Source organism: Xanthomonas sp. BRIP62411 (assembly GCF_003993525.1).
GTDB lineage: Bacteria > Pseudomonadota > Gammaproteobacteria > Xanthomonadales > Xanthomonadaceae > Xanthomonas > Xanthomonas euroxanthea.
The window spans coordinates 130,847-157,091 of sequence record NZ_QEZI01000002.1 but is presented as its reverse complement, the minus strand read 5'-3'; the positions used below and the strand labels follow the sequence as shown (position 1 = coordinate 157,091).

Annotated in this window: 25 protein-coding genes; 7 read left to right on the top strand and 18 right to left on the bottom strand. The window is 66.5% G+C overall.

Annotated features, from left to right (window positions below; translation table 11 throughout):
- Window positions 1-89: 89 nt before the first annotated feature.
- From EO139_RS00960 to EO139_RS00950, 3 genes are read right to left on the bottom strand one after another with little or no spacing between them, the layout of a single operon-like run.
- Window positions 90-1,280, bottom strand: a complete 1,191-nt coding sequence (locus tag EO139_RS00960) for an efflux RND transporter periplasmic adaptor subunit (RefSeq protein WP_115676633.1) — start codon at window positions 1,278-1,280, stop codon at window positions 90-92.
- Window positions 1,277-2,050: an SDR family NAD(P)-dependent oxidoreductase gene (locus tag EO139_RS00955; protein ID WP_126969015.1), complete on the bottom strand. Its 774-nt coding sequence runs from the start codon at window positions 2,048-2,050 to the stop codon at window positions 1,277-1,279. Before EO139_RS00955 ends, EO139_RS00960 begins: the two co-directional genes overlap by 4 nt.
- Window positions 2,047-2,274 carry a hypothetical protein gene (locus EO139_RS00950; RefSeq protein WP_104583348.1) on the bottom strand — a complete coding sequence of 76 codons (228 nt, stop codon included), beginning with the start codon at window positions 2,272-2,274 and terminating at the stop codon, window positions 2,047-2,049. Before EO139_RS00950 ends, EO139_RS00955 begins: the two co-directional genes overlap by 4 nt.
- 128 nt (window positions 2,275-2,402) lie before the next feature.
- Here EO139_RS00950 and EO139_RS00945 point away from each other — a divergent pair, with 128 nt between their 5' ends.
- Window positions 2,403-3,437, top strand: coding sequence for a LysR family transcriptional regulator (locus EO139_RS00945; RefSeq protein WP_119132321.1), 1,035 nt, complete (start codon window positions 2,403-2,405; stop codon window positions 3,435-3,437).
- Between the two features lie 878 nt (window positions 3,438-4,315).
- Here the strand turns inward: EO139_RS00945 and EO139_RS00935 are convergent.
- The 9 genes from EO139_RS00935 to EO139_RS00895 all read right to left on the bottom strand — a co-directional run bounded on the left by EO139_RS00935 (window position 4,316) and on the right by EO139_RS00895 (window position 16,655).
- Window positions 4,316-5,041 carry an OmpA family protein gene (locus tag EO139_RS00935; RefSeq protein WP_016902719.1) on the bottom strand — a complete coding sequence of 242 codons (726 nt, stop codon included), beginning with the start codon at window positions 5,039-5,041 and terminating at the stop codon, window positions 4,316-4,318.
- Window positions 5,042-5,351: 310 nt separating this feature from the next.
- Complete coding sequence (locus EO139_RS00930; protein ID WP_126969014.1) at window positions 5,352-6,773, bottom strand: deoxyribodipyrimidine photo-lyase; 1,422 nt, start codon at window positions 6,771-6,773, stop codon at window positions 5,352-5,354.
- 102 nt (window positions 6,774-6,875) lie between these two features.
- Entirely contained in the window at window positions 6,876-8,303 is a 1,428-nt protein-coding gene (locus EO139_RS00925) for a replicative DNA helicase (RefSeq protein WP_104583351.1), read from the bottom strand.
- Window positions 8,304-8,525: 222 nt separating this feature from the next.
- A complete protein-coding gene (locus EO139_RS00920) occupies window positions 8,526-9,080 on the bottom strand; it encodes an NADPH-dependent FMN reductase (protein ID WP_104583352.1) in 555 nt (184 codons plus the stop codon).
- A gap of 74 nt (window positions 9,081-9,154) precedes the next feature.
- Window positions 9,155-11,095: an asparagine synthase (glutamine-hydrolyzing) gene (gene asnB / locus EO139_RS00915; RefSeq protein ID WP_104648376.1), complete on the bottom strand. Its 1,941-nt coding sequence runs from the start codon at window positions 11,093-11,095 to the stop codon at window positions 9,155-9,157.
- Between the two features lie 31 nt (window positions 11,096-11,126).
- Window positions 11,127-11,771 (bottom strand): glutathione S-transferase family protein, encoded by a 645-nt coding sequence (locus tag EO139_RS00910; RefSeq protein ID WP_164739663.1) that lies wholly within the window; start codon window positions 11,769-11,771, stop codon window positions 11,127-11,129.
- 124 nt (window positions 11,772-11,895) lie between these two features.
- Window positions 11,896-14,466 carry a DUF3857 domain-containing protein gene (locus EO139_RS00905; RefSeq protein WP_126969095.1) on the bottom strand — a complete coding sequence of 857 codons (2,571 nt, stop codon included), beginning with the start codon at window positions 14,464-14,466 and terminating at the stop codon, window positions 11,896-11,898.
- A gap of 62 nt (window positions 14,467-14,528) precedes the next feature.
- On the bottom strand, window positions 14,529-15,704 hold the full coding sequence (locus tag EO139_RS00900; protein WP_181901154.1) for an acyl-CoA dehydrogenase family protein: 1,176 nt from the start codon (window positions 15,702-15,704) through the stop codon (window positions 14,529-14,531).
- A 159-nt stretch (window positions 15,705-15,863) separates the two neighbouring features.
- Window positions 15,864-16,655, bottom strand: a complete 792-nt coding sequence (locus tag EO139_RS00895) for a glycine zipper 2TM domain-containing protein (RefSeq protein WP_006451921.1) — start codon at window positions 16,653-16,655, stop codon at window positions 15,864-15,866.
- 145 nt (window positions 16,656-16,800) lie between these two features.
- Between EO139_RS00895 and EO139_RS00890 the strand changes: the two genes are divergently transcribed.
- The gene (locus EO139_RS00890) at window positions 16,801-17,016 is read left to right on the top strand and encodes a DUF6116 family protein (RefSeq protein ID WP_023903489.1); all 216 of its coding nucleotides are present in this window, start codon (window positions 16,801-16,803) and stop codon (window positions 17,014-17,016) included.
- A complete protein-coding gene (locus tag EO139_RS00885; RefSeq protein WP_126969013.1) occupies window positions 17,016-17,783 on the top strand; it encodes a TatD family hydrolase in 768 nt (255 codons plus the stop codon). Before EO139_RS00890 ends, EO139_RS00885 begins: the two co-directional genes overlap by 1 nt.
- A 46-nt stretch (window positions 17,784-17,829) precedes the next feature.
- Here the strand turns inward: EO139_RS00885 and EO139_RS00880 are convergent, their stop codons facing one another.
- On the bottom strand, window positions 17,830-18,660 hold the full coding sequence (locus EO139_RS00880; protein ID WP_126969012.1) for a tRNA threonylcarbamoyladenosine dehydratase: 831 nt from the start codon (window positions 18,658-18,660) through the stop codon (window positions 17,830-17,832).
- Window positions 18,661-18,734: 74 nt separating this feature from the next.
- Here EO139_RS00880 and EO139_RS00875 point away from each other — a divergent pair, with 74 nt between their 5' ends.
- Window positions 18,735-19,163, top strand: a complete 429-nt coding sequence (locus EO139_RS00875) for a hypothetical protein (RefSeq protein ID WP_126969011.1) — start codon at window positions 18,735-18,737, stop codon at window positions 19,161-19,163.
- A 165-nt stretch (window positions 19,164-19,328) separates the two neighbouring features.
- Complete coding sequence (locus tag EO139_RS00870; protein ID WP_104583358.1) at window positions 19,329-19,811, top strand: glycine zipper 2TM domain-containing protein; 483 nt, start codon at window positions 19,329-19,331, stop codon at window positions 19,809-19,811.
- Between the two features lie 223 nt (window positions 19,812-20,034).
- On the opposite strand, the gene EO139_RS00865 is transcribed toward EO139_RS00870, so the two are convergent.
- Window positions 20,035-20,250 (bottom strand): cold-shock protein, encoded by a 216-nt coding sequence (locus tag EO139_RS00865; protein WP_003483561.1) that lies wholly within the window; start codon window positions 20,248-20,250, stop codon window positions 20,035-20,037.
- 227 nt (window positions 20,251-20,477) lie between these two features.
- On the opposite strand from EO139_RS00865, the gene EO139_RS00860 reads away from it, so the two are divergent.
- Window positions 20,478-20,963, top strand: a complete 486-nt coding sequence (locus tag EO139_RS00860) for a DUF456 domain-containing protein (protein ID WP_104583359.1) — start codon at window positions 20,478-20,480, stop codon at window positions 20,961-20,963.
- 207 nt (window positions 20,964-21,170) lie between these two features.
- Window positions 21,171-22,304, top strand: a complete 1,134-nt coding sequence (locus EO139_RS00855) for a phospholipase A (RefSeq protein WP_119129040.1) — start codon at window positions 21,171-21,173, stop codon at window positions 22,302-22,304.
- A 165-nt stretch (window positions 22,305-22,469) separates the two neighbouring features.
- Here the strand turns inward: EO139_RS00855 and EO139_RS00850 are convergent, their stop codons facing one another.
- The 4 genes from EO139_RS00850 to EO139_RS00835 all read right to left on the bottom strand — a co-directional run bounded on the left by EO139_RS00850 (window position 22,470) and on the right by EO139_RS00835 (window position 26,095).
- Window positions 22,470-23,108: a carbonic anhydrase gene (locus EO139_RS00850; RefSeq protein ID WP_206515103.1), complete on the bottom strand. Its 639-nt coding sequence runs from the start codon at window positions 23,106-23,108 to the stop codon at window positions 22,470-22,472.
- Between the two features lie 186 nt (window positions 23,109-23,294).
- On the bottom strand, window positions 23,295-23,930 hold the full coding sequence (locus EO139_RS00845) for a glutathione S-transferase family protein (protein ID WP_104583361.1): 636 nt from the start codon (window positions 23,928-23,930) through the stop codon (window positions 23,295-23,297).
- A 28-nt stretch (window positions 23,931-23,958) separates the two neighbouring features.
- Window positions 23,959-24,384: a hypothetical protein gene (locus tag EO139_RS00840; RefSeq protein WP_164739662.1), complete on the bottom strand. Its 426-nt coding sequence runs from the start codon at window positions 24,382-24,384 to the stop codon at window positions 23,959-23,961.
- A gap of 193 nt (window positions 24,385-24,577) precedes the next feature.
- A complete protein-coding gene (locus EO139_RS00835) occupies window positions 24,578-26,095 on the bottom strand; it encodes a fumarate hydratase (RefSeq protein ID WP_164739661.1) in 1,518 nt (505 codons plus the stop codon).
- Window positions 26,096-26,245: the final 150 nt, after the last annotated feature.

Genomic DNA, 26,245 nt, shown 5'->3' with positions numbered 1-26,245 from the left:
GAGGTTGCCGCCGGGCGGCGGCGCGGCACAGCGGGCCCGAGCCGGCCTGGTTGCGAGGCCGGTGGTCACGGGTGCGATGCAGCGATGAATCAGTTCGACGCGGTGCGCTTGTCCGGTGCGGTGGCCATGGCAACGGGCTTGGCATCGACCGGCATGCCGGGCATGAAGATCTTCTGCACGCCATCGACCACCACGCGGTCGCCGGCAGCCAGTCCCTTGCGCACGATGCGCAGGCCGTCGGCATTGCGGCCAAGCTCGATATCGCGCCGTTGCGCCTTGCCGTCCTTGTCGACCACGTACACGTACTTGCGGTCCTGGTCGGTCAGCACGGCCTTTTCGTCGACCAGCATGGCCTTGAACTGGCCGCTGCCCAGCAACTGCACGTGCGCATACAGGCCTGGCGTGAACTGGCGCTGGGCGTTGTCCAGCACTGCGCGCACGCGGATGGTGCCGGTGCTGCGGGTGACCTGGTTATCCAGGAAATCCACGCGCCCGGTGTGCGGGAAGCCCTGCTCGCCGACCAGGCCGATGCGCACCGGCAACTCGCCACCGCGCGCATCCGGGCGCTCGCCGTTGCGCGCCATCTGCGAATAACGCAGGAAGGTGCCTTCGTCGGCATCGAAGTACACGAACACCTTGTCCAGCGACACCAGCGTGGTCAGCACGCTGGCGCTGTCGCTGGCGGTGACCAGGTTGCCGGCGGTGACCATCGCACGTCCGGCGCGGCCATCGATCGGCGCACGCACGCGGGTCCAGTCCAGGTTGAGCTTGGCGGTATCCAGCGCGGCCTGCGCGGCCAGCAGATCGGCGTCGGCCTGATCGGCGGCAGCGCGACGCTGCTCCCAGGTCTCGGTGGAAATGGCCTGCTGGTCGGACAATTTGCGCGCGCGTGCCGCCTCGCTGCGGGCCAGCGTGGACTGCGTGCGTGCACGCACCAGCGCGGCGTTGGCGCGGGCGAATTCGGCACGGTAGCTGCGGTCGTCGATGCTGAAGAGCACATCGCCCTTCTTCACCTCGGCGCCTTCGACGTAATTGACCTTGTCGATATAACCGGACACGCGCGGGCGCAGCTCGACGCTTTCCACCGGCTCGATGCGGCCGCTGAATTCGTCCCACTGGCTGATCTCCTTCATCAACACCGGGGCGACGCTGACGCTGGGCGGCGGCGGCGCACCGGTCTCGGCAGCCTTGCTACCGCAACCGGCCAGCACAACCGCGAGTACGGCGCCCGTCAATACAGTACGCAAGGGGAAACGGAACGGGGTGGCGTTCGGGGTCATGGGGAGATCTCTCGGGTGGGGATGGGAAAATGCAGACCGGCAAGCCGGTCGGCCGATGGAGCGGCGTGCGGGCGACGGCTGACGGTCACGATGGCTTGCCCGGGCTGGCCAGGCCCGGCGATCAGCGAGACTGCGGCGCGGCCGACATCCACGGCGCGGATCCATTCCGGACACGCATCCTTGGCACGGCCCGGCGTGCACACCGGCTGCTCGACCGACAGCAGATGCACGCGGACGCCGAACGGCTTGGCTTCCTCGTGCAGGACCTGGGCGAGCATGCGCGTGGCCGCGGCGGCAACGGAGGTATCGCCGTGTGCAGCCCAGGCACGCAGTGCGCAGGGGCTGCCCAGCAGCAGGTAGCGACCGCCGCCCTCGGCCTCGGCCAGCAGCGGCAGCAGATGCCGCGCGGCCGCCAGATGCGGCAGCACGTCGCGCTCCAGGCGGCGACGCAGCGCAGTGACCGGGCGGTCCAGCAGCCGGCCGGCCTTCAGCGGGCTGCCCAGGCTGGCGATCACCGCCGCCAGCGGACGCGGGCGCTGGGCCAGTTCGCCGGCCAGCGCCTGCGCCGAGGCGTCGTCGGCCACCGAACCCCGCAAGGTCTCCAGCAGCGGTGTGTTGCCATGCTGCGCGCGCAGCGCGTCGAGCTTGGCGGTGTCGCGTCCAATCACCAGCACCGGCATCCCGGCATCGAGCAAGGCGGCGACGATCCCGGCGCCGACATCGCCCGTACCGCCAATGACGGCCGTCTCGGATTGGACCATCCCGGTCATGGGACTTTCACTCCCGACATCGGGACAATGCCACGCTGCGCCAGACGCGCCGACAGTCCGGTCCGCTGCGCAGGCGCCCCGCCGGCCTGACGCCTGGGCGGCGCCGAAAATGCACGTGAAACACTGGCACGCGGGCTTCTCGCCGCCGGAATCACGGGATCGAAGGCGCCTTCGATGGCGCTACGGGAGGCGGACGACACGCCGAACACATTGCACAACCACATGGCCGTGCTCCTGGATGGAGGGGATGGCGCATAAGTTAGGCCTCAAACCAGCACTTGATTAGTCCGGATTTAGGGGAATAATCGTCCCGTAAGCGGTCTAATCCCTCCTGACCCTGGAAGGCAGTCCCATGACTCACGATCTCAACGACACCCTGATCTTCGTCAAGGTGGTCGAACAAGGCAGCTTCATCGCGGCAGCCAACGCGCTTGGCCTGCCCAAGACCACCGTCAGCCGCAAGGTGCAGGAGCTGGAAACCCGCCTGGGTGCCCGCCTGCTGCACCGGACCACCCGCCGCATCGGCCTGACCGAAGCCGGCTCGGTGTACCACGAACACTGCCAGCGCATCGCGCGCGAACTGGAAGAGGCCGAGAGCGCCGTCGGGCAATTGCAGTCCGGCCCGCGCGGCTGGCTGCGTTTCACCGTGCCCTACTCGCTGGGCATCACCTGGATCGCACCACTGCTGGGCGAGTTCCATGCGCAGTACCCGGAAATCCAGCTGGACATGCATCTGGGCAACGAGAAGCTGGACCTGATCGGCGGCGAAGCCGATCTGGCACTGCGCGTCGGCGCCCTGCCCGATTCCAATCTGGTCGCGCGCAAGCTCGGCAGCCTGCGCACGCAGGTGTTCGCCAGCCCGTCCTACATCGAGCGCTATGGCGAGCCGTTGCATCCGGACGAGCTGCAGTTCCATCGCACGCTGGCGCTGCGCAAGAACCGCAACGTGCACAACAACCGCTTTTTCTGGTCGCTCAGCGACGGCAGCGATGTGCGCGATTTCCCGGTCAATCCGTTGATGGTTGCCAACGATCCGGCTGCGCTCAATGGCGCGGTGCTATGCGGCGAAGGCTTGCTGCTGACCGGCGACGTGATGGCCAAGCCATTCGTGCAATCGGGTCTGGTCCGCCGGGTGCTTGCAGGTTGGACCGGACCGGAAGTGGACTTCAACGCGGTGTTCGCCGGCGGCCGTCTGGTCTCGCCGAAAGTGCGCGCCTTCGTGGACTTCCTGGTGACGCGGATGAACTTCGACGCGGATTACATGATGGCGCAGTGCCCTGCGCGTCTGGCGGCACAGAAGGCCGACAACGATGCAAAGATCGAAATCGGCGCAGACGCGCAATTGCGTGCAGAAGGCAAGCGCATCCTGGAAAACGTCACGGCGTAGTCAGCACTCGAATAGTCGCCTAACGGAGCACCCTCGCCCCCCTCGGGACAAGGTGCCCGAAGGGCGATGGAGAGGCGTTACCCGTACAAGCGAAACGTCTTGGCTGCTACAAATCTCGAATCCCGAATCGCTGCAGGAGTGTCTGTGCAATCCGGCGCCGGTACTTTTTGTCGTGGCGAATCACCGCTGTCGACCGATGCAATCTTGAAGCGACCGAACGCGCGAGCTTTAGCGTGGTCTGGAGATCCGAAGCTGCGTTGGTCAACGCCTAGCGATAGCGTCTAACTGCAAGTCAAAAGACCAGTTGGTCGAGTGCGCGGTGCCCTCACCGCTTGCGGGACACGCCGTGAATGCGTCCATGGAGGCTCCTCGGCGGCATCCATGCCGCCGAGGGTCCCGCAACCGGCAAGGACACCGCACCAGAGAGTTGGTCGGCTGCTTTCTCGAAGGCATGTCGCTCGGCTTGCGCCAGACAGGTGAGAAGTTTGCAGGTCACGTGTTGAAAGCCTGTCGGCCGCCCCGTTTGCGATGGGAAGGCGATAAAAAGCTGATGGGACCCAGAGTGACCGCCCAGCGCACCTCGTGCCCTGCTTGCAACCACGCACACCGACCATCCCGACAGGTCCTTGCCCGCCCACCGTCGCGGGACCTTACGCGGCATGGATGCCGCGTAAGAGCCTACACGGACGTACTTGCGGCGTGTCCCGCGATGGTGGGCGGGCAAGGGCCCTGCAGAAAACCCGCAGATCGGCAGCTTTGCACCCGACGCGCGCTTGATAAAAAAATTCGCAGCGCAAAAAAACAGGCCGCTTTCGCGGCCCGTCTTGTTTACTCATCGCGGCTCGTCAATCGACTCGTCACGATTCAGTGCGGCACACTCAACGCATGCCGGTGTTGTTCCCGGCACCTTCGGAGCGCAGCGGGATCAGGCGGATTTCGACGCGGCGGTTCTGCGCACGGCCGGCATCGGTGCTGTTGTCGGCAATCGGGTAGCGCTTGCCGGCACCCATGGTTTCCATCCGCTCGCGCTGCACGCCTTGTGCGGTCAGGTACTGCGCGACCGCACCGGCGCGTTCTTCGGACAGACGCTGATTGACCGCGTCGCTGCCCACGCTGTCGGTATGACCGACCACTTCCACCATGGTCTGGTTGTACTCGCGCAGTGTGGAGGCCACACCATTGAGCGCGCTGTAGAACTGCGGCTTCAATGCAGACTTGCCGAAGTCGAAGGTGATGCCGTCGGGCAGATTCAGGGTGATGTTGTCGCCCTGGCGCTGCACTTCGATACCGGTGTTGGCGGTGCGCTCACGCAGCGCGCGCTCCTGGCGATCCTGGTACTGGCCAACCGCCGCGCCGCTGAGCGCGCCGATGCCGGCACCCACCATCGCATGCTGACGACGCTCGGTGGCGCTGTCGCCGGTCAGCAGACCAGCGGCCACGCCGATCGCAGTACCGATCAGCGCGTTGCGGCCGGTGCGATTCTGCTGTTGCGTCTGCTCGCCATATTGGTCGCGCTGCACATACGAGCCGCCGGTGGCGCAGGCGGACAACGCGATGGCGCTGGCCAGGGCAACGGCAAGGCTCTTGGTGGCTGCTGGGGACATGGTGTTCTCCTGTGGCCGGACCATCCGGCACTCAATCGTGTCGGCGAGGATAAACAGGCCAACGCGACTGGCGCATGATGAAACCGACCGCCGGCTGCATCTGGCTAGTGCTGCATTCAGGAAAACGTTTTCTGTTCGAACTTCGCCTTACATATCTGCATCGTCTTCGTGCGCGTGCCACGCAAGCGACGCAAGCGACGCAAGCGACGCAGCGCAAGCATGCGACGGTTCAGCCCTGCAAAAGAAACGCGCGAAACTTGGGTCTCAGGTGAGTACGCAGCACCGTTGGCCTTCGCGCTGGCGCGCGTGCTTATCCGCGCGTTTTCGCATAGGCCGCCAACGCCGCGTCGCGGCCCTCGGCCAGACCGATGACCGGCGTACGCGGGTACTCCGGTGCCAGACGCGCCAGCGACAACGGATGCAGCCACGGCGCGAAGCGTTCCTTCACCGCAAGCTTGCCGAGTTCCGGTAGCCAGCGCGTGATGTAGGCCGCCTGCGGATCGAACTTCTCCGCCTGCGTGACCGGGTTGAACACGCGGAAATACGGCGCTGCATCGGCGCCGGTACCGGCGACCCATTGCCAACCCATCGTGTTGTTGGCCAGGTCCGCATCCACCAAGGTGTCCCAGAACCAGCGTGCGCCCTCGATCCAGTGCACGCGCAGATGCTTGCACAACAGGCTCGCCACGATCATGCGCACGCGGTTGTGCATCCAGCCGGTGTGCCAGAGCTGGCGCATGCCGGCATCGACGATCGGAATCCCGGTGCGGCCGCGCTGCCAGGCCTGCAACGCGACCGGGTCCACCTTTGCCCAGTCGAAGCCTTCGAAGCGCGGGTTGAGATTCTGGTTGGTGGTATCGGGAAAATGGTGCAGCAGGTGATACGCAAAATCGCGCCAGCCCAATTGGCGGATATAGCCGTCGATCTCCGCCGCGTTGCGTGCGTTGCGATTGGCTTCCAGCGTGCTGGCGATCCGCCACGGCGCGATCTCGCCGAAGTGCAGATGCGGCGACAGCTGCGAGGTGCCAACCCGATCTGGCCGGTCGCGGTTTTCGCGGTAGCCGGACAGCGCACCGTCGATGAAGATCTCCAGCATCTCGTGCGCGCCGGCCTCGCCGGGCTGCCAGTGGTCCCAGAAGCCCCGGTCCCAGTCCAGCGTCGGCAGCAACCCGAGCGTCTCCACCGCCACAGTCTTCAATTGCGCCGGCAACGGCGGCAGGCTGCGCGGCGCCGGCGCGGCAGCAGCAGGCAATTGCAGCTGCGTGAGTGCGTTGCGCCAGAACGGGGTGAACACCTTGTACGGGCCGCCCTGCTGCGTCGCCAACTGCCAGGGTTCGAACAGCAGTGCGGAGTTGCAGCTGTGCACCTCGATCCCGCGCTCACGCAAGCTGCGCTTGATCTGCGCATCGCGCGGCTGTGTGGCCGGCTCGTACTTGCGGTTCCAGTACACCGCCACCGCCTTGGTCTGCGCGATCACCTCATCCAGTACCTGCGCGCTGTCGCCGGCGCGAATGACCAGACCGCTGCCCAGCGCGCGCAAGGCCGCATCCAGTGCCGCAAGCGAGCGATGCCGCCAGCTCCGCGAGGCCGCGCCCGGTGTCCACTCGCCTTCTTCGTGCGGCGCATCGATATACAGCGGAATCGGCTGGTGCCCCGCATCCAGCGCAGCCTGCAAGGCCGGGTTGTCTTCCAGGCGCAGATCGCGACGGAACCAGACGATGGCGTATGACATACAAGCTCGGCAGCGACGATGAGGCGCGCAGGATAAGCCAGCCGCTGCAACGATGGCGCGATGCCGCAGCGACGGATTGCCGCCCGGCACCACGCGGGACGCTTACTCGAAACTGCCTACCGAGTCGTGGGCCAGATTGTCGAAACGGGTGTATTCGCCGAAGAACTTGAGCTTGCACGAACCGGTCGGTCCGCCGCGGTGCTTGCCGATGATGATCTCGGCCAGACCCTTGTCCGGCGAATTTTCCTTGTTGTAATAGTCGTCGCGGTAGATGAACACGATCATGTCCGCGTCCTGCTCGATCGCGCCGGATTCGCGCAGGTCGGCCATCACCGGGCGCTTGTCGGTACGTGTTTCCAGCGAGCGGTTGAGCTGCGACAACGCGATCACCGGCACGTTGAGTTCCTTGGCCAGGCCCTTGAGCGAACGCGAGATTTCCGAGATCTCGGTCGCACGGTTTTCGCTGTTGCCCGGCACCGACATCAACTGCAGGTAGTCGATGACGATCAGCCCAAGGTCGTGCTCGCGCTTGAGTCGGCGGCACTTGGAACGCAGCACTTCCGGCGACACGCCCGGCGTGTCGTCGATGAAGATCTTGGTTTCCTTCAGCATCTTGATCGCGCCGGTCACACGTGCCCAGTCCTCGTCTTCCAGCGCACCGGTACGCAGCCGCTGCGCATTGATGCGGCCATTGGACGAGATCAGGCGCATGGCCAGCTGCGATGCCGACATTTCCATCGAGAACACCGCCACGCCCTTCTTGGATTTGATCGCGGCGTATTCGGCGATATTCAGCGCAAAGGTGGTCTTGCCCATCGCCGGACGCGCGGCCAGGATGATCAGGTCGGTCGGCTGCAGGCCGGAGGTCATCGCGTCGAAATCGTTGTAGCCGGTCGGCAGGCCGGTGATGTTGCCGCCGTTTTCGAAACGGCTGCGCAATTCTTCGAAGGCGTCCTTCAATGCGCCCGGCATCGCCACGAAGTCGGTGCGCCCTCGCGCGCCGGCCTCGGCGATCTTGAACACCGCCTTTTCCGCCGACGACAGCAACTCCACGCTTTCGCGGCCCTCGGGCTGGAAGCCGTCGTTGACGATGGTGGTACCCACTTCGATCAGTTGCCGCAGCACCGCCTTGTCGCGCACGATCTCCGCGTAGGCGGCGATATTGGCTGCCGAGGGCGTGGTGCTGGCCAGCTCGATCAGGTAGGCGCCATCGCCCACCTGTTCCAGCTTGCCTTGCGATTCGAACCACTCGCCCAGGGTCACCGCATCGAAGGGGCGGTCCTTTTCGTTCAGTTCGCGAATCGCGCGGTAGATCAGGCGATGATCGCGGCGGTAGAAATCGTTGTCGGTCAGCTGGTCGTTGACCCGGTCGAACGCCTCCGGCGCCAGCATCAGCCCGCCGAGCACGGCCTGCTCGGCCTCGACCGAATGCGGCGGCACCCGCAACTGGTCAAGCCGCGGCTCGGGACGATCGTAATCGTCGTCGCGATCGCGATTGCGCTTGGAACGGAAACCAGGACGAGCAGACATGGACAAACAGACCTGACACGAGGGAGACGGAGGCAGGAAGCATAGTCATCGGCGACGCCGACGACCATGCACAACTCTGTGGATAACTGGTGGACAGCCGGTGCATCACCGTTCTACGCGGCAGCTGTCGCAACCGCCGAGACGCCTGCGGTGCCTGGGTTTTCGCCGCACCACCGGCCGCCATCGGCGGCCGCCTCCAGGCACAACACCGCTGTGGTCAACTCAGCGCTTGAACTGTTCGGTCAGGCCCAGGAAGGCGTCGACAAAGCCCTGCAGGAACTTGCGGCTGTCGGCGTTGGCAATCTGGTTGTCGGCCCCGAACAGCCCGTCCTTGTACTGCAGGAAGACTTCCGGCTGGCCGAGCACATGCATGTCCAGATACGACAACACATTGCGCAGATGCTGCTGCGCGGTGGCGGTGCCGATCGCCCCGACCGAGATGCCGACCACGGCGGCCGGCTTACCCGCAAAGGCGCTGTCACCGTAGGGACGCGAGCCGGTATCGAGGGCGTTCTTGAGTACGCCGGGAATCGAGCGGTTGTATTCGGGAGTCACGAACAGCACCGCATCCGCCGCCCGGATCTGCTGCTTCAGCCGCGTGCCTTCAGCCGGAAAATCACCGTCGCGGTCCTGGTTGTACAGCGGGATGTCGCCGATTTCCAGGTACTCGAACACCGCCTTGTCGCCGGCCAGATGCTCCAGCGCGTGCGCCAGCTGGCGGTTGTAGGACGCTGCACGCAGGCTGCCGACCAGCACGGCGATGGTGATCTTGCTCATGGGAACGCTCCATTGGGGAATCAGCGCCCGACTTTAGTCAGCCTGGCGCTCATACCCGGTGAAGCGCGGCCGCCTCAGCGGCCGATTGCGGCGCGTTGCGTGCGCCAGTGCGCCTGCCAGGCCTGAAACATCAGCACCGTCCACAGATGGGTATGCCATTTGCGCTCGCCGCCATTGAAGTCGCGCCATAGCCCGGCCACGGTGTCGGCGGCGAACACGCCGTCGCGCTCCAGCGTGGCGTGCGCCAGCAGATCGTCGGCCCAGCCATGCAGATCCCCGCGCAGCCAGGCGCTCACCGGCGCGCCGAAGCCGCGCTTGCCGCGGTAGACCATCGGCTCGGGCAGATAGCGGCACAGCACGCGCTTGAGCAGGTACTTGCTCACCCCGTCGCGGTACTTCAGCGACAGCGGCAGCGACCAGGCGAACTCGGCCACGCGCCAGTCCAGCAACGGCGCGCGCGCTTCCAGCCCCACCGCCATGGTGGTGCGGTCCACCTTGCACAGCAGGTCGTCAGGCAGATAGGCGGCAAAGTCGGCCAGCATCATCGCGTCGGCCGGGGTACCGGAGCCGTGCAGCGGGTCGGCCAGGCTGTAGAAACTGTCGGGCTCGGTCGCGCCCAGCACCACCGCGGCCGGATCGCGCCAGCGCGAAATGCGGTTGCGGTAGATGTCGCCGATGCCGCGTGCGCCGGCCTCGGCCACCAGCGCGGCCAGGCCACCGGTGCGCGAGGACTCGCCGTTGCGGCGCGCCGCCAGCGCCATCAGCCGCCGCAGCGGCCCCGGCACCAGCCCATGCATGCGCCAGTTGCGCAGCGCACGCTGGTAACGGCCGTAGCCGAAGAACAACTCGTCGCCACCATCGCCGGACAGCGCCACCGTCACCCCGCCACGCGCCAGCCGTGCGACCAGCGCGGTCGGCACCTGCGAGGCATCGGCGAAAGGCTCGTCGAACATGTCCGGCAGGGTCGGCACCACCGCCAGCGCATCGGCGCCGCTGACGTACAGCTCGGTGTGGTCGGTGTGCAGATGTGTGGCCACCTCGCGCGCCAGCGGCGCCTCGTCGTGATGCGAGCCTTCGAAGCCGATGCTGAAGGTGTGCACCGGCTGGGTGCTCTGCGCCTGCATCATCGCGGTGACGATCGACGAATCGGTGCCGCCGGACAGGAACACGCCCACCGGCACGTCGGCCACCATGCGCAGCGCCACCGCATCGCGCAGCACCGCATCGAGCTGTTCCTCGGCCTGCACGTCGCTGCCGGTGAACGGCGCCGCCAGTGCGCGCTGCATCGCCTCGCGCGCGTTCCAGAACGGCTGCTGCGCCTGGTCCGGCCGATGCGCCGCCGCGCCGGCCGCCACCATTTGCGCATCCAGCCGCAGCACGCGCCCGGGCATCAACTTGAAGGTCCGCTCGTGGATGCAGGCCGGCGCCGGGATGTAGCCCAGCCGCAGCAGCAGGGTCAGCGCATTGCGATCGACGCCGTTATCGAACTCCGGGTGCTGCCACAGCGCCTTGAGTTCGGAACCGAACACCAGCGTGTCGCCGGCCCAGCCGTAGTACAGCGGCTTCTTGCCGACGCGGTCGCGGGCCAGAGACAGGCAGTTGTCGCGCTCGTCCCATAGCGCCAGCGCGAACATGCCGTTGCAGCGGGTCAGGGTGTCGTCCAGCCCCCACTCCACCACCGCCGCCAACAGCACTTCGGTATCGGAATGACCACGGAAGCGGTGCCCGAGCGCGGACAGGGCCGCGCGCAACTGCGCGAAGTTGTAGATCTCGCCGTTGTAGGCCAGCACATAACGGCCATCGGCCGAGCGCATCGGCTGATGGCCGAGCGGCGACAGATCCAGGATGCTCAGGCGTTGATGGGCCAGCGCCACGCCGGCCTGCGCATCGCACCAGGTGCCGGCATCGTCGGGGCCGCGATGACGCAAGGCGGCGCCCATCGGCCGCACCAGGGCATCGAGTTGTTCGCCATGCATGCGTGGCGAGGCCAGCAGCAGTCCAGCCAATCCACACATCGTCAGTGCTCCTGCCGGCAGCGCATGCCACTCATGCCGTCACCGCGCCGGGTGCCGGTGCCGGCATTGCGATGAAACCAGGTACTGCCTGCACACGCTGCAGCCAGGCACCGATCGCCGGCCAGCGCTCCAGATCGAAGCCGCCGTCCTCGGCGCAATGGGTGTAGGCAAACAGCGCGATGTCGGCGATGCCGTAGTCGCTGCCGGTGAACCAGCGGTGCTGCTGCAGATGCTGTTCCATCACCGCCAACGCCTGCTCGCCGCGTGCACGCAGCTGCGGCAGTTCGGCGCGGCGCGCGGCATCGCGCGGCGTCCACAGGCTGATGAAACGCGCCACCGCCACATACGGCTCATGGCTGTACTGCTCGAAGAACATCCAGCTCAGGGCCTGCGCACGCTGCCACGCGTCGGTGGGCAGATACGGGGTGCCTTCGGCCAGCCAGAACAGGATTGCGTTGGATTCGACCAGCACGCGGCCGTCGTCGCGCTCCACCATCGGTACCTTGCCATTGGGATTGATGGCCAGATACGCGGGCGTGCGGGTTTCGCCGGCGACGCTGTCGACCTCGACCCAGTGATAGCGGCTGCCCAGTTGCTCCAGCAGCAGGCGCACCTTGTAGCAGTTGCCGGAACTGGACATGCCATGGACGGTCAACGGGGGACGCACGCTCGACATCAGGCTGGCTCCGCGGCAGCAACGAGGGGCTGGCAGTGTCACAGCCCCGGGAGTCTTTGCAAAGCCCTGCGCCGATTCTGCCGCAAGGCGTGGCCGCGGCTGCGTGCGCCGCGGGCGGCGCGCCTCAGCGCATCGCCACCAGCGCCACCGGCACCCCCAGCACGGCAATCAGCATGCCCAGCACCGACAACGTCAATGCCAGCGCACCAAAGGCACGCGCCCGTGTACCGCCGGTCGCACCGCCGACCGCCTGGACCGCCGCGATCGACCACCACAGCCCGCCCAGCAGCATCAGCAGCACCGCCATGGCCAACTGCGCCAGCCTGGCTGGATCATGCACGCCGGTGCCGAACAGGACGCTATCGCCGCCGAGCGCAGCCAGCGCCGCCAGCAGGCAGACCAGCCATGGCAATGCGCTGCCCAGCAGCGCCGGCAGCAACGCACCGACCTGTGCGACACCGCCCATCCAGCGCAATATCCGCTGCAGCAGCACGCAGCCCACCAGCGCGATGGCCAGCATGATCACCACGGCGATGGCGTGCACCCACAGCGGCCGCGGAGACACCCACATCCAGCTCGAGAGCACGACGACCAGGCCGAATACACACCACGCGCTCCAGCGCGCACCGGGCTGCGCGTGCAAGCGCTGCGCAACGGTGTGCGGATCGAACAGCATCCCGCCCAGGCCACCGCCGCGCCACCAGGCCAGGCATGCCAGCACCAACACGACCAGCGCCAGCAGCCCGGCCAGCGGATAGACGAAGACGTGCATCTCCAGCGGCTGTCTGCGCGGGTACGGCTTGAGATCGTGATTGAAGTACAGCAGGTCGCGGGCACGCTCCATGTCGGCGGCCGCACGCTTCACGCCGCTGGCGGGGATGCGGTCGGACAAGCGCTGCCACTCGCCGACGATGACGATGCGTCCCTGGTGCATGGAGACCGTGCGCGAGAAGCGGAACCAGGGGTTGGCGACCACCTGCGTATCGGCCTCCACCTGCACCGCCGGATCGACCCGCACCCGCACGGTCTGCCGCGCCCGCCGCGGGCCGTCCAGTGCCAGCGGGCTCTTGCGCGCCGCGGCGGGCAAAGTGTCCATCCATTCACCGAGCTGGAACAGCGGGAAGCCGACTTCGTCGCCCTCGTCGGCCGGCCACTCCAGGCGATAGGCCTCGTGCGTGCGTACGTTCAGTCGATCGGTCGCGTCGATGGTCGGCACGCCGACCTGGGTCAGCGCGGTGTAGTACTGCTGCATGAATTCCAGATAGTGTTCGCCAACCGTCTGCGCACCGTTGTCGTCGAAGCTGGTCGCCACGCGCTCGCCGCGCCCCTGCCGGTACGTCGTGTCCACGCTGAAGGTCGCCACGCGCTGCGGCTTGCGCAGCGACACCGCGATCTCCTCGTCCACCTCGATCTGCGGCAGCGTCGGCATCGGCGATGGCACCGCCACCAGGTCGCGCTGGCCGGCCATCACCGGCAGGCCACGCACGAACGGCAACGGCAGCCGTTGCGCAAGCGGGCCCTCTTCGCGATCGCGCGTGGCATCCACCCATACCTCGCCCTGCGGCAGGTGCGCGCGTACCACCACATGATCGAAGGCATACGGACTGGGCAAGCGCAGATCCAGTCCCTGGCCCTTGTCGCTGCTGACCAGCACCGGCTCGGCGCGGATGCTGGCCAGCTGCAGCAGCGCAATCAGCAGCGTGGCCTTGTCCTTGCAGTCGCCATAGCGGTTGCGCAGCGTCACCTCCGGCGTATGCGGCGCGTGCGAGTTCTCGCCCATGTCCAGGCCGACGTAGCGGATTTCGCCCTGCACGAAGGCCACTGCACGCAGCAGTGCGCCCTGCGGGTCGTCGCTGCGCAGCTGCAGGCTCTGCACCATGCCCTCGGCGGCGCGTGCGTCCTTGAACGCGCGCGGATACAGCTGCGCTGCCCACACCGCCACCGTTTCCCAGTTGCCGGCCGTGGAGACTTCGATCAGGCCATACGGATCGACATCCTCCGGGGCGTCTTTTTCCTCCTGCACCGCGGGCAGGTCGTGCGCTGCAATGTCCAGCGTCGCCACGTCGCCGGCGCGGCTGACGTTGCGGCTGAAGCCTGGCGCGCTCACCCGCCACTGCAATCCCATCCCGGCGGGATACCGCACGCGCACCCGGCGCTCGCCCAGCGATACGCCGTAGCGCGCATCGAACACGTCGTAATAACCCTTGCCGAACACCGGATTGCTGCCAGTGATGGTCACCCCATAGTCGACCCGGTCGCCCACGCGCAGGTCCGGCAAGGTGATCGACAGCGTCAGCGCGCCATCGATCAGGCCCTCTTCCAGTCCGCTTTCGCGGCGCAACCTGGCGTAGTGCGCCTGTGTGCGCATGTCGATGCGCCTGCCGTCGCGCCAGACCTCCAGGCTGTTGAGCGCCAGCTGCTGGTATTGCGGCTGGTAATCGATGGAGATCTGCCCGGCTTCGTCCAGGCTCTTCGCACGCTGCACGGTGTAACTGAGGCGGCGATAGGCCTGCGGCGCCGCGCCGGTCAGATCGACCTGATCGGATACCAGCTCATAGCGCAGCCCGCTGGCACCGGGCACCTTGTCGGGCACCGCATCGGCGATGACCCAGGCCGGTGGCGGCGCCATGCGCGGCGCCTCGCTGGCCTGTGCCGGTGCGATCGCGCTCGCAACCACCGCCAGCACGCAGAGCATCCAGGACACGCCACGCAGGCGCCGCCTTCCATCCTTGTCGATCAACACCCACCCACTCCTCGTCAAAACGCATTGAGTCCCGTCAACGCACGCCCGACCACCAACTGATGCACGGTCTCGGTGCCCTCGTAGGTGATCACCGATTCCAGGTTCAGCGCATGCCGGATCGCCACATGCTCGGTGGTGATGCCGGCCGCGCCGAGCAGATCGCGGCACTCGCGCGCCACGTCCAGGGCCATGCGGCAATTATTCCATTTTGCCAGCGAGATCTGTTCGGGCCGCAGCTGGCCGGCTTCCTTCAGGCGTCCGAGCTGCAGCGCCAGCAGCTGCGCAGTGGAAATCCGCCGGGCCATGTCGGCCAGCTTGATCTGCGCGCTCTGCGTGGCCGCCAGTGGCCGGCCGAACAGGATGCGCTGCCCGCTGTAGGCCAGCGCCTCGCGCAGGCAGGCCACCGCCGCACCGATCGCACCCCAGGCAATGCCGTAGCGCGCCTGATTGAGGCAATTCAACGGCGCCTTCAGACCGGCCGCGTTCGGCAACCGCATTTGCTCGGGCACATAGACATCGTCCAGGAACAGGCCCGAGGTCACCGACGCGCGCAGGCTCATCTTGTGCCCGATGTCCTGCGCACGGAAGCCGGCGCAGCCGGTCTCCACCAGAAAGCCGCACACCCCGTCATCGGTATGCGCCCAGATGATCGCAATGCCGGCGATGCTGCCGTTGGTGATCCACATCTTGGACCCGTTCAAGCGCCAGCCATCGCCCTGCCGTACCGCGCGCGTGGTCATCGCGGCCGGGTCCGAGCCACCCTGGGCTTCGCTCAACCCGAAACAGCCGATCAGACGCCCCGCTGCCATCTCCGGTAACCAGCGCTGGCGCTGTTCGTCGCTGCCGTAGGCATGGATCGGGTACATGCACAGCGAGGACTGCACGCTGACGAAACTGCGCAGGCCGCTGTCGCCGCGCTCCAGTTCCTGGCAGATCAATCCGTACGCCACCGCGCCCAGGCCCGCGCCGCCATCGCGTACCGGCAGGCTGGCACCCAGCAGGCCGAGCTCCGCTAGTTCCGGCACCCATTCGCGCGGGAAGCGCCCTGCATCGAAGGCGTCGCCGATCGCCGGCAGCACCCGCGTGTCGGTGAAGCGCGCCACCGCATCCTGCACTGCCCGCTCTTCATCGGTCAGCAGCGCGCGTACATCGAACAGGTCATCGGGGCGTACCGGCATGTCGGCTTCCACTGCAGGAGAAGCGACGATTATCAGCCAGTTGCCGGCCGGACATGGCGGCGCCCGTGCAGCGCATGGAATGCACCGCTGGCGCCTGGAAACGAAAAGAGCCGGCAATGCCGGCTCCTTTCTTGCTACTGCAGCGATCCCGGGTGGGTGGCTGCCAGCGATTTACTGGCGCGTGCTGCCCGCATCCACACGGACGCCGCGGTCACCGGCCGTCGAGGCGGTCTGGGTCACCAGCTGACCATCGACCACCGGCAGGCGGTCGCTGGCCGGCTTGTCGTTCATGCGTACGGTCTTTTCGAAACCGTCGTAACGGTAGGTCACGTCGTAGGCCACCACGTTGTCGGCATCGCCCAGCGAGATGCGCTCGCCCGGCTTGCTGTCCATGCGCATGGTGCCGGTGGTGCCGTCGGCATTGCGGTAGGTCACGTCGTAGCCCACCACCCGCGAGGACTGCGAATTGGCGTTTTCGGTATGGCACTGGCGCTCGGTGCGGTCCACCACGCGGCCACCGACATGGTTGCGGTCCACACGGTTACCGACCATGCCGCCACCGACCGCACCGGCCACCGTGGCCAGCTTGCGGCCGTTGCCGCCGCCGACCTGGTTGCCGAGCAGGCCGCCGATCACCGCACCGGCGACCGTGCCGCCGACATTGCCATCGCGCTCGGGCAGACGTTCCTGCACCACCACGTCGCGGCAGACTTCACGCGGCGAGGAGCTGGTGGTGGTTTCGCGGATGGCCGCGCTGTTGACGACCTGCGCGTACTGCGGCTCGCGCTCGGTGATCGGTGCCACCTTGACCACGTCGGCGTATTCCAGACCACGCGGTGCCGGCTCGCCGTTGGCGACGAAATCGCCGGATGACGGGCGATTGTTCATAAAGGCAGCAGTGGCCACGCCTCCGACCAGCAACGCACCAGCAGCGACCAGTATAGTTGTCGTATTGCTCTTCATGATCCAGCTCCGTGCGGACACGCCGCGTTGTTGACGGCGTGATTCCAGCACGTGAACCCTGAACAAAAACGCCCTCGCTCATGAACGCCGCAGTTAAGTTCAGCTAGCGGTTACTTCATGCGCTTCTAACAGCCGGAGCATTCGCATGCGCAACCCCATCACCTCGCGCGCCCTGGACTGGGCCAGCAAGCTGCGCTACCCCACCTTGTTCAAGCTGGCTGCGGCGCTGTTTCTGGTCGACCTGGTGCTCCCGGACCCGATCCCGTTCCTGGACGAGCTGCTGTTCGGCCTGACCACTCTGCTGCTGGCCAACTGGAAGACGCGCAAGGCGCCGCTGCCCGCGCCGGTGCGCCGCGATTGATGCAGCTGGTCGATAGCCATTGCCACCTGGATGCCGGCGAGTTCGAGCACGACCGCGCCGCGGTGATCGCGCGCGCGCAGGCGGCCGGTGTCGTGCAGCAGGTGATCCCGGCGGTCACCGCCGCCAGCTGGCCGCAGCTGCGCAGCGTCTGCACCCAGGCCCCCGGCTTGCACCCGGCCTACGGGCTGCACCCGATCTTTCTCGAGCAGCATCGTCCCGATCATCTGGAACTGCTGGCCGAATGGATCGAGCGAGAGCGCCCGTGCGCCATCGGCGAGTGCGGGCTGGATTTCTATCTGGACGGGCTGGACGCGCAGGCGCAGCGCGCTTATTTCGACGGACAACTGCAGCTGGCCAGGCGCTTCGAGCTGCCGCTGATCGTGCATGCGCGGCGCGCCACCGAAGAGGTCATCGCCCGCATCAAGGCCGTGGGCGGCCTGCGCGGTGTGGTGCACAGCTTCGCCGGCAGCCCCGAACAGGCACGGCAATTGTGGAAGCTGGACTTCCTGATCGGCCTGGGCGGCCCGGTGACCTACCCGCGCGCCAACCGCCTGCGCGGCCTGGCCGCGACGATGCCGCTGGAGTGGCTGCTGCTGGAAACCGATGCGCCGGATCAGCCCGACGCCAGCATCCGCGGACAACGCAACGAGCCGGCCTACCTGCGCACGGTACTGGACTGCATCGCGCAGCTACGCGACGAGCCGGCCGAGCGCATCGCCGCGCAGACCACCGCCAACGCGCGGCGGTTGTTCGGATTGCCGGGCTGATACCGGTGCGCGCTGCAGGCGAGGTGACGCAGCGCGGGTGACGTCATCAGCTTGCAGCGGCCTCGGCCGCCGGCGACGCGGTGGTGGCCCGCTTCGGCTTGAGCAACATCTCCAGGGCCTTGCCCACCGCGACAAACGCAAAGGTGCCGGTGATATGCGTGGCCGCGCCCAGCCCGGCGCCGCAATCCAGCTTGAGCGTGGCGTCGGCATCCAGCTGCGGGCGGATGCCACAGACGCTGCCATCGGCCTGCGGATATTTGACGTTCTCCAGCGAGTACACCGCCGGCACGCCGAAATAGCGCTGCGGATTCTTGGGGAAGTTGAACTCGCTGCGCAGCTTCTTGCGGATCAGCGCCAGCATCGCGTCGTGCTCGGTGCGCGAGACATCGCGTACACGCACCAGGGTGGGATCGGTGCGCCCGCCAGCGGCGCCCACCGTCAGCAAGGGCAGCTTGCGTCGGCGGCACCAGGCGATGGTTTCCACCTTCACCCGGAAGCTGTCGCAGGCATCGATCACCAGATCAAAGTCATCGCCGAGCAGCTGTTCGATATTGCCGGCGGTGAGAAACGCCTCCACCGCATCGGCATGGATCTCCGGATTGATCGCCAGGCAGCGCTCGGCCATCGCGCGCGCCTTGTTGCGTCCGTACTGCCCTGCCAACGCCGGCAGTTGCCGGTTGGTGTTGGACACGCACAGGTCGTCAGCATCAATCAGGCGGATATGCCCGACGCCGGTGCGCGCCAGCGCCTCGACCACCCAGGAACCCACGCCCCCCATCCCGACCACCGCCACGCGGCAGGCGGCCAGGCGCTCCACCGTGCCGACTCCGTACAGCCGGTCGATACCGGCAAAGCGTTCACGCCATTGTGCTTTCATATGTCTATTTTACGCGCGCCGCTCAGCGCGCGCCCATCGACATATTGATGTCCGCGTCCACCGGAGTTCCGTCCATGCCCGCCCCACCCACCGAACAATCGCGCGCCTCCCGCTATGCGTTCCTGCTGGTGCTGGGCATCCTGATCGGGCTGGTCGGCACGGTGATGGTGGCGCGCGTGCTGCAGGCCACACGCAATCCGGTGCCGGACAGCCTGATGCAGGTGATGGCTTACCAGCTGCGCGCCTTGCAATCCGACGCCAATGCCAGTTGCGATGCCACACGCCAGCGAGCGCGGCTGCAATCGCTGCGCCTGCTTGCCGACGAAGTGGAACCGGCGTTTCCGGACATCGGCGAAGACCGGCGCTTCGGAGCGCATGCCAGCGCCCTGCGCACCGTCCTGGACCAGGCACGGCGCACGCCCCCAGCCGATTGCGCCGCGCTTGCCGCAGTCAGGACACAGATCAATGACGCCTGCGAGGCCTGTCATCGCGACGTCCGCTGACCCGCCAGCGCGCGCCCAGGAGATACGCATTGCCGCGATGGTGAACTGGACGCTCGGGTTCGTTAAGCCTGGAGTGATGCAGTTGGCAGACCGTTCACCCAGACCAACACAGGATGACGTCGCCGCGGCCCTGACCGCTTTTTCGAACCACCCCGGAGAGACCTCATGAAGACCCGACTGCTCGTCATTGGCCTGGCTGCAACCGCGACGCTGGTTGGCTGTGCCACCTCCCAGCCCCAGTACGGCAGCTACCGCGGCGACCGCGGCTACGACCAGGGCTACTCGCAGCCGCAGGCACGCTGTGTGGATTGCGGCATCGTGACCCGCATCGATGAAGTCGGCCCGACCCGCAGCGCTCCCACCGGCACCGGCGCGGTGCTCGGCGGCATCGTCGGCGCGGTGGCCGGGCGCCAGATCTCCAAGGAGACCGGCGGCAGCAAGGGCAACAAGAACGTCTCGGCCGTGGCCGGTGCCGCCGCCGGCGCGGTGGCGGGCAATGCGATCCAGAACAACGTCACCAGCGAGAGCTTCGATGTGCAGGTGCGCATGGACGATGGCCGCGTCATCGTGGTGAACCAGCGCGATCTGGCCGGCGTGCGCGAAAACGCCTATGTGCGTGTGGTCAACGGCAAGGTCGTGCTGCGCTGATCGACGCAGGCAGCCGGAGCGCCAGCACAACGACGGCGCTCATCGTCAGGTGGGCGCGGTTGGCCGCCGGAACCGGCATGGACCACGCGTGCAATGCGATTGCTCCGCACCTGCCTGACGACTGCTCGCTACATTCGATTCGCCAGCGTTGGCGAGACGACAGAAAGGCCCGGCAACGGGCCTTTCTGCTGTCTGCACGATGGCCTGGCGTGTCGCGCTTCGCTCAGACCACCTGCACCGCGTCGGCCTGCAGGCCCTTCTGTCCCTGCACGACGGTGAAGCTGACCTTCTGGCCTTCCTTGAGGCTTTTGAAGCCCTGGATCTGGATCGCACGGAAATGGACGAAGACGTCCTCGCCGTTTTCGCGACTGATGAAGCCAAAGCCCTTGGCATCGTTGAACCACTTCACGACACCATTCTCGCGTTCGATATTGGACATCTCGACTGACTCCCTACGACACTGTGATGGACTGACGGTGGTGGCTGTGATTGCAAGGAGGAAGCGAGGTACAAGGATGTAGCGGATCGAACGATCTACCGCATCAGGCCACGATTCACGGTGACCGTTGCAAACAGCAGCGCTGGCAACTTAACCCGCACAAAACGAATTTTCAAGCAGGTCTTGCACAATTTTGTCAAGCCTGAAACGGGACATTTTTGAACCTCATGGATACGACCGTCGTCTACTACATCCTGGCTGGCGTGCTGGTACTGATCGGCCTTGCCGGGGTCGTCCTGCCGGCGCTCCCGGGCCTGCCGCTGGTGTTCGCAGGACTGCTGGTGGCCGCCTGGGCCGATGGCTTCGCCCATGTCGGCTGGGTGGCGCTGGTGATCCTGGGCCTGATGACGGCGTTGTCGTTTGCGATCGACTTCCTCGCCACGGTGTACGGCGCCCAGCGGGTGGGTGCCAGCAAGGCGGCACTGTGGGGATCGGTGATCGGCTCGGTCGCCGGCATCTTCTTCATGCCGATCGGCCTGTTCGTCGGCCCGTTCGCCGGCGCGTGGCTCGGCGAATACTGGCAGACCCGCAGGTCCGACCAGGCCACCAAGGTCGGCATCGGCACCTGGCTGGGCATCGTGTTCGGCACCGCGACCAAGCTGGCGCTCGGCCTGTGCATGCTGGGCGTGTTCGCCATCGCCTGGTTCTTCTAGCGGCTCGCGACGGCCCGACAACGAGCACTTGTTTGCGTGCAGGCTCGTCCTGACGAGGACGGCGCAAGCGTTCGTCGGCTGCCGACGTCCTTCAATTGCAGCACCGCCAGGATGTTATGCCACCGTGTACACATCGCGTATGCAGGCGCGACCGTTAAGCTTCGCATCTGACGCGCCTGCCTGGCGCCTTTTTCGGCCAGACTGCCCATGTCCAAGCACCGCACCCGTCCCCTGATGCTGATCGCCCTGGTGGCCGCGCCGCTGGCGCACGCCCAGGAAATCGCCCCCACTCCGGCTTCGCCGCAGGCCTGCACCTCCGTCACCTCGGATGCGGCGCGGCTGGCCTGTTACGACCAGGCGCTGGGCTACACGCCGCAATTGACCGCCGAGGCCGACGCCGCCGCGCAGATCGCCAAGCAGAAGGAGTCCAAGCCGCAGGATGAGCGCGCCATCAGCCGCGTTGGCGATTTCTTCCGCGCCGATGGCCAGGACCAGCCCAAGGCCGAGGCAGTTGCCAATGCCGGCCGCGGCTCGTTGCTGGATCGCCGCTGGGAGCTGGCCAAGGATTCCAAGCTGGGCACCTTCCAGCTGCGCGGTTACAAGCCGGTCTACCTGTTGCCGGCGTTCTGGACCAGCGATTCCAACCGCACCCCGCAGTCGCCGAATCCGGCCAACTCGGTGTCCACCCCGCAGCAACTGGACAGCACCGAACTGAAGTTCCAGCTCAGCTTCAAGACCAAGGTGGTCGAGGATCTGTTCGGCGACAACGGCGACATCTGGATGGGCTACACCCAGAGCTCGCGCTGGCAGGCCTACAACAGCGATGCCTCGCGCCCGTTCCGCGAAACCAATTACGAGCCGGAAGCGATGCTGGTGTTCCGCAACAACTACAGCCTGTTCGGCTGGAAGGGCCGCATGAGCGGCATCAGCATCAACCACATGTCCAATGGCCGCGAAGATCCGTTGTCGCGCTCCTGGAACCGGGTCATCCTCAACATCGGCCTGGATCGCGAGAACTGGGCGCTGACGTTGCGCCCGTGGTTCCGCATCAAGGAAGACCGTGCCGATGACAACAATCCCGATATCGAGGATTACATGGGCCGTGGCGATGCCACACTGGTCTACAACAAGGACGGGCACGAAGTGGCGTTGATCGCGCGGCATTCGCTGCGCGGCGGCGACCGCTCGCACGGCTCGGTGCAGCTGGATTACGGCTTCCCGATCACCAACCTGCTGCGCGGTCACGTGCAGGTGTTCGACGGCTACGGCGAAAGCCTGATCGACTACAACCACAAGGCCACCTACATCGGCCTGGGCGTGTCGTTGCTGGAGTGGTTCTAAGCAGGTCGCGTTGCTGCAGTGAGCAACGTCCAGCCTCATTGAAAAGCCGGCATGCGCGCATGCCGGCTTTTTACTTATGCGATTGCGGGTAGACAACAGCGCAGCAGACCATCCTGCGCCATGTACATGAAACGGCTTTGCTGGATGACGCGGTGTTGGCGGCGATCAGACGTCGAAGAAATCGACCTTGCCATCTTTCAAGGTGTAGTACGCACCGACCACGCGGACATTGCCTGCACGCAGCGGTTCGAGCAGCGCCGGTTCGGACGCGCCCCGCAGGCGGTCCACGGTGCGCTTGACGTTGGCCTTGACCGAGGCCGCCAGCAGGTCGCCGCCGCCCTTTCTCTTGGCGGTCAGTACCGCCGGGACGATGGGCTCGATCATCGCGCCGATCGCACCGGGGAAGAAGGCGTTCTGCTCCACCACCGACACCGCCGCAGCAACCGCGCCACAGCTTTCGTGGCCCATCACCACCACCAGCGGCACGCCGAGCTGGCTGACCGCGTATTCGATCGATCCCAACGCGGTGGTGTCGACGGTGTTGCCGGCATTGCGGACGATGAACATCTCGCCCAGGCCACGCCCGAACAGCAACTCCGGCGGCACCCGCGAATCCGAGCACGACACCAGGATCACGAACGGGGTCTGCCCCAGCGCCAGTTCCAGACGGCGCTTGCTGTCGGAAATGACCTTTTTGGGGCGGTTTTCCACGAACGCGGCATTGCCGTCACGCAGGATCTGCAAGGCCTGCTCGGCATTGAGATCGGTCTTCTTCGACGGCGCCGCGCCCGCGGCAAACGGCAGTGACGCGGCGGCGGCGGCAATCGGCGCACAACAGGCGCATTGCAGCAGTTTTCGACGGGATGCGGAATGCGACATGGACGAGCCCCTGCTCTCTGGTTGTCTCGCGATCGTACACCGGGCCAGGCGCGGCACCATGGCCCGGCGCGGGCTTATGTCGACACGATTTCGCAACCCGCGCCCCCGGGTTCAGGTCCAGTCCGTCAGACCCTCGCGGCGATAGGTTTCCTGAAATGCCGGGCGGACTTTCATTCGCTGCGCATGCGCCTGCAGGGCCGGCCAGGTGTCGCTGGGCCGGGGCATGTTGCGCGACCAACGCATCAGCATGGTCAGCATGAAATCGGCCGCGGACAGGGTCTGGCCCAGCAGATAGGGACCATTGGCCTGCAAGTGCGCGTCGACCTGGGCCCAGGCCGCTTCGAGCCTGGCGCGTGCCTGGGCCTGCACGGCATCGGCATGCGCGGCGCCGGCCGGCTCGTCCGGATAGAACCAGGCCCGGTAGGCCGGCTGCAAGGTGTTGGCGCAGAAGAACATCCACCGGTAGTACGCCGCCCGTGCCGGCGTCCCCGGCGGCGGTGCCAAGCCAGCCTGCGGATGCAGGTCGGCCAGGTGCAGCACGATGGCCGCCGCTTCGGTCAGCACCTGCCCATCCATCACCAGCGTCGGCACCACGCCGGCCGGGTTGAGTGCGAGATACGCGGGGGATTTCTGCTCGGCGCGCTCGAAATCCAGCGGATGCAGCACGTGCGGCACATCGAGTTCGATCAGCAGCCAATGCACGACCAGTGCGGCAGTGCTCGGGGCGTGGTACAGCGTCGTGGTCATGCAGACTCCCTCGTTAGTTGGTGCAGGACTAGTTGGTACAGGAACGCAAGCAGGCGAGCTTGTGCGGTTCACAGCGATTGACATCGCTCTGCTGGGTGCAATCGAACACCTGGGCCATGCAATTGGCCCGCTGCGCCGGATTCTGGGTGGCGTCGCAGCTCTTTCCGCGTGGTGCCACCGCCATGCGGCAGCTGCTTTCGCTGGGCCGGTCGGCGGCGCACTGCGCGGCGCGGCGGTTGCACTGCGCGATGCAGCGCTCCATCGCCGAGGGGCCGTCGAAGCGCGTTGCGGTGTCGCTGGGCTTGAGCGGCTTTTTCTCGGCAAACGGTACTGGTGCGGTGGCTTGCGGCGCATAGTTGCCGGACGGAAACAGCACGGTGGGCGGGGTCCTTTGTTGCGCTGCCAGCGGCAGGCTGGCGCACACCAGGACGGCGAGGCAGATGAGACGGAGCATTCCTGTTCTCCTGAGGGTGCCGGCATGTATGCCCCGAGCATAGCCCGTTCCTGCCGGGCCGTCCGCGACCGACGTGAGACACGCATGCAGGCGTTTTTCCAGGACCCAGGCACCGCGTGCGAACAGCAGGCACGCGCAGCGCCCAAACCGAAAACGGCGACGCAGTGCACGTGCGTCGCCGTTCCAGGTTTACTTATTCCACCACCACCGGAATCTTGCCGATGCGCGATTGCCACTGGCGCGGGCCGGTCTTGTGCACCGACTCGCCGGTGGCATCCACCGCCACCGTCACCGGCATGTCCTTGACCTCGAATTCGTAGATCGCCTCCATGCCCAGATCTTCGAAGGCCAGCACGCGTGCGGTCTTGATCGCCTTGGAGACCAGATAAGCCGAGCCGCCGACCGCCATCAGGTAGACGGCCTTGTTGTCGCGGATCGCATCGATGGCGGCATCGCCGCGCTCGGACTTGCCGACCATGCCCAGCAGGCCGGTCTGCTCGAGCATCTGGCGGGTGAACTTGTCCATGCGCGTGGCGGTGGTCGGGCCGGCCGGGCCGACCACTTCGTCGCGCACCGGATCGACCGGGCCGACGTAGTAGATGAAGCGGTTAGTGAAGTCGACCGGCAAGGTTTCGCCGCGATTGAGCATGTCGATCATGCGCTTGTGCGCGGCGTCGCGGCCGGTCAGCAGCTTGCCGTTGAGCAGCACCACTTCGCCCGGCTTGAAGCTGGCCACGTCCTCGCGGGTGATGGTGTCCAGGTTGACCCGGCGCGCATTGGTCGGGTTGTAGGTGAGCTTGGGCCAGTCCTCCAGCGACGGCGGATCCAGCATCACCGGGCCGCCGCCGTCCAGGGTGAAGTGCGCGTGCCGGGTGGCCGCGCAGTTGGGGATCAACGCCACCGGCAGGTTGGCGGCGTGGGTCGGGTAATCCTTGACCTTGATGTCCAGCACCGTGGTCAGGCCGCCCAGGCCCTGCGCGCCGATGCCGAGCGCGTTGACCTTTTCGTACAGTTCAAGCCGCAGTTCCTCGGCGCGGTTGGAGGCGCCGCGCGCCTGCAGGTCGACGATGTCGATCGGCTCCATCAGCGCTTCCTTGGCCAGCAGCATGGCCTTTTCCGCAGTGCCGCCGATGCCGATGCCAAGCATGCCCGGCGGGCACCAGCCCGCGCCCATGGTCGGCACGGTCTTGAGCACCCAATCGACGATGGAGTCGGACGGGTTGAGCATGGCGAACTTGCTCTTGGCCTCCGAGCCGCCGCCCTTGGCCGCGACGATCACCTCGACATGGTGGCCGGGCACGATCTTGGTGTTGACCACCGCCGGGGTATTGTCGCGGGTGTTGGTGCGCTTGCCGGCCGGGTCGGCCAGCACGCTGGCGCGCAGCTTGTTGTCGGGGTGGTTGTAGGCGCGGCGCACGCCTTCGTTGACCATGTCCTCCACGCCCATCGTGGCGTCGTCCCAGCGCACGTTCATGCCGATCTCGAGGAACACGGTGACGATGCCGGTGTCCTGGCAGATCGGGCGGTGGCCTTCGGCGCACATGCGCGAGTTGATCAGGATCTGCGCGATGGCGTCCTTGGCCGCCGGCGACTCTTCGCGCTCGTAGGCAGCGGACAGGTTCCTGATGTAATCGACCGGGTGGTAGTAGCTGATGTACTGCAACGCGTCGGCGACGGACTGGATGAGGTCTTCCTGCTTGATCGAGGTCACGGCTGGCTCTACGGCTGGCGGGGGCAATCCGGCCATTTTAGTCGAAACTTCCGGCGCGTCCGGGCGTTGCGTCAATCGAGGCGATTGATCGGGCCATCGATCGCGCAGGGTCGGCCCGCGGCACGGGTGCGCCGCCAGACACCGATCGCG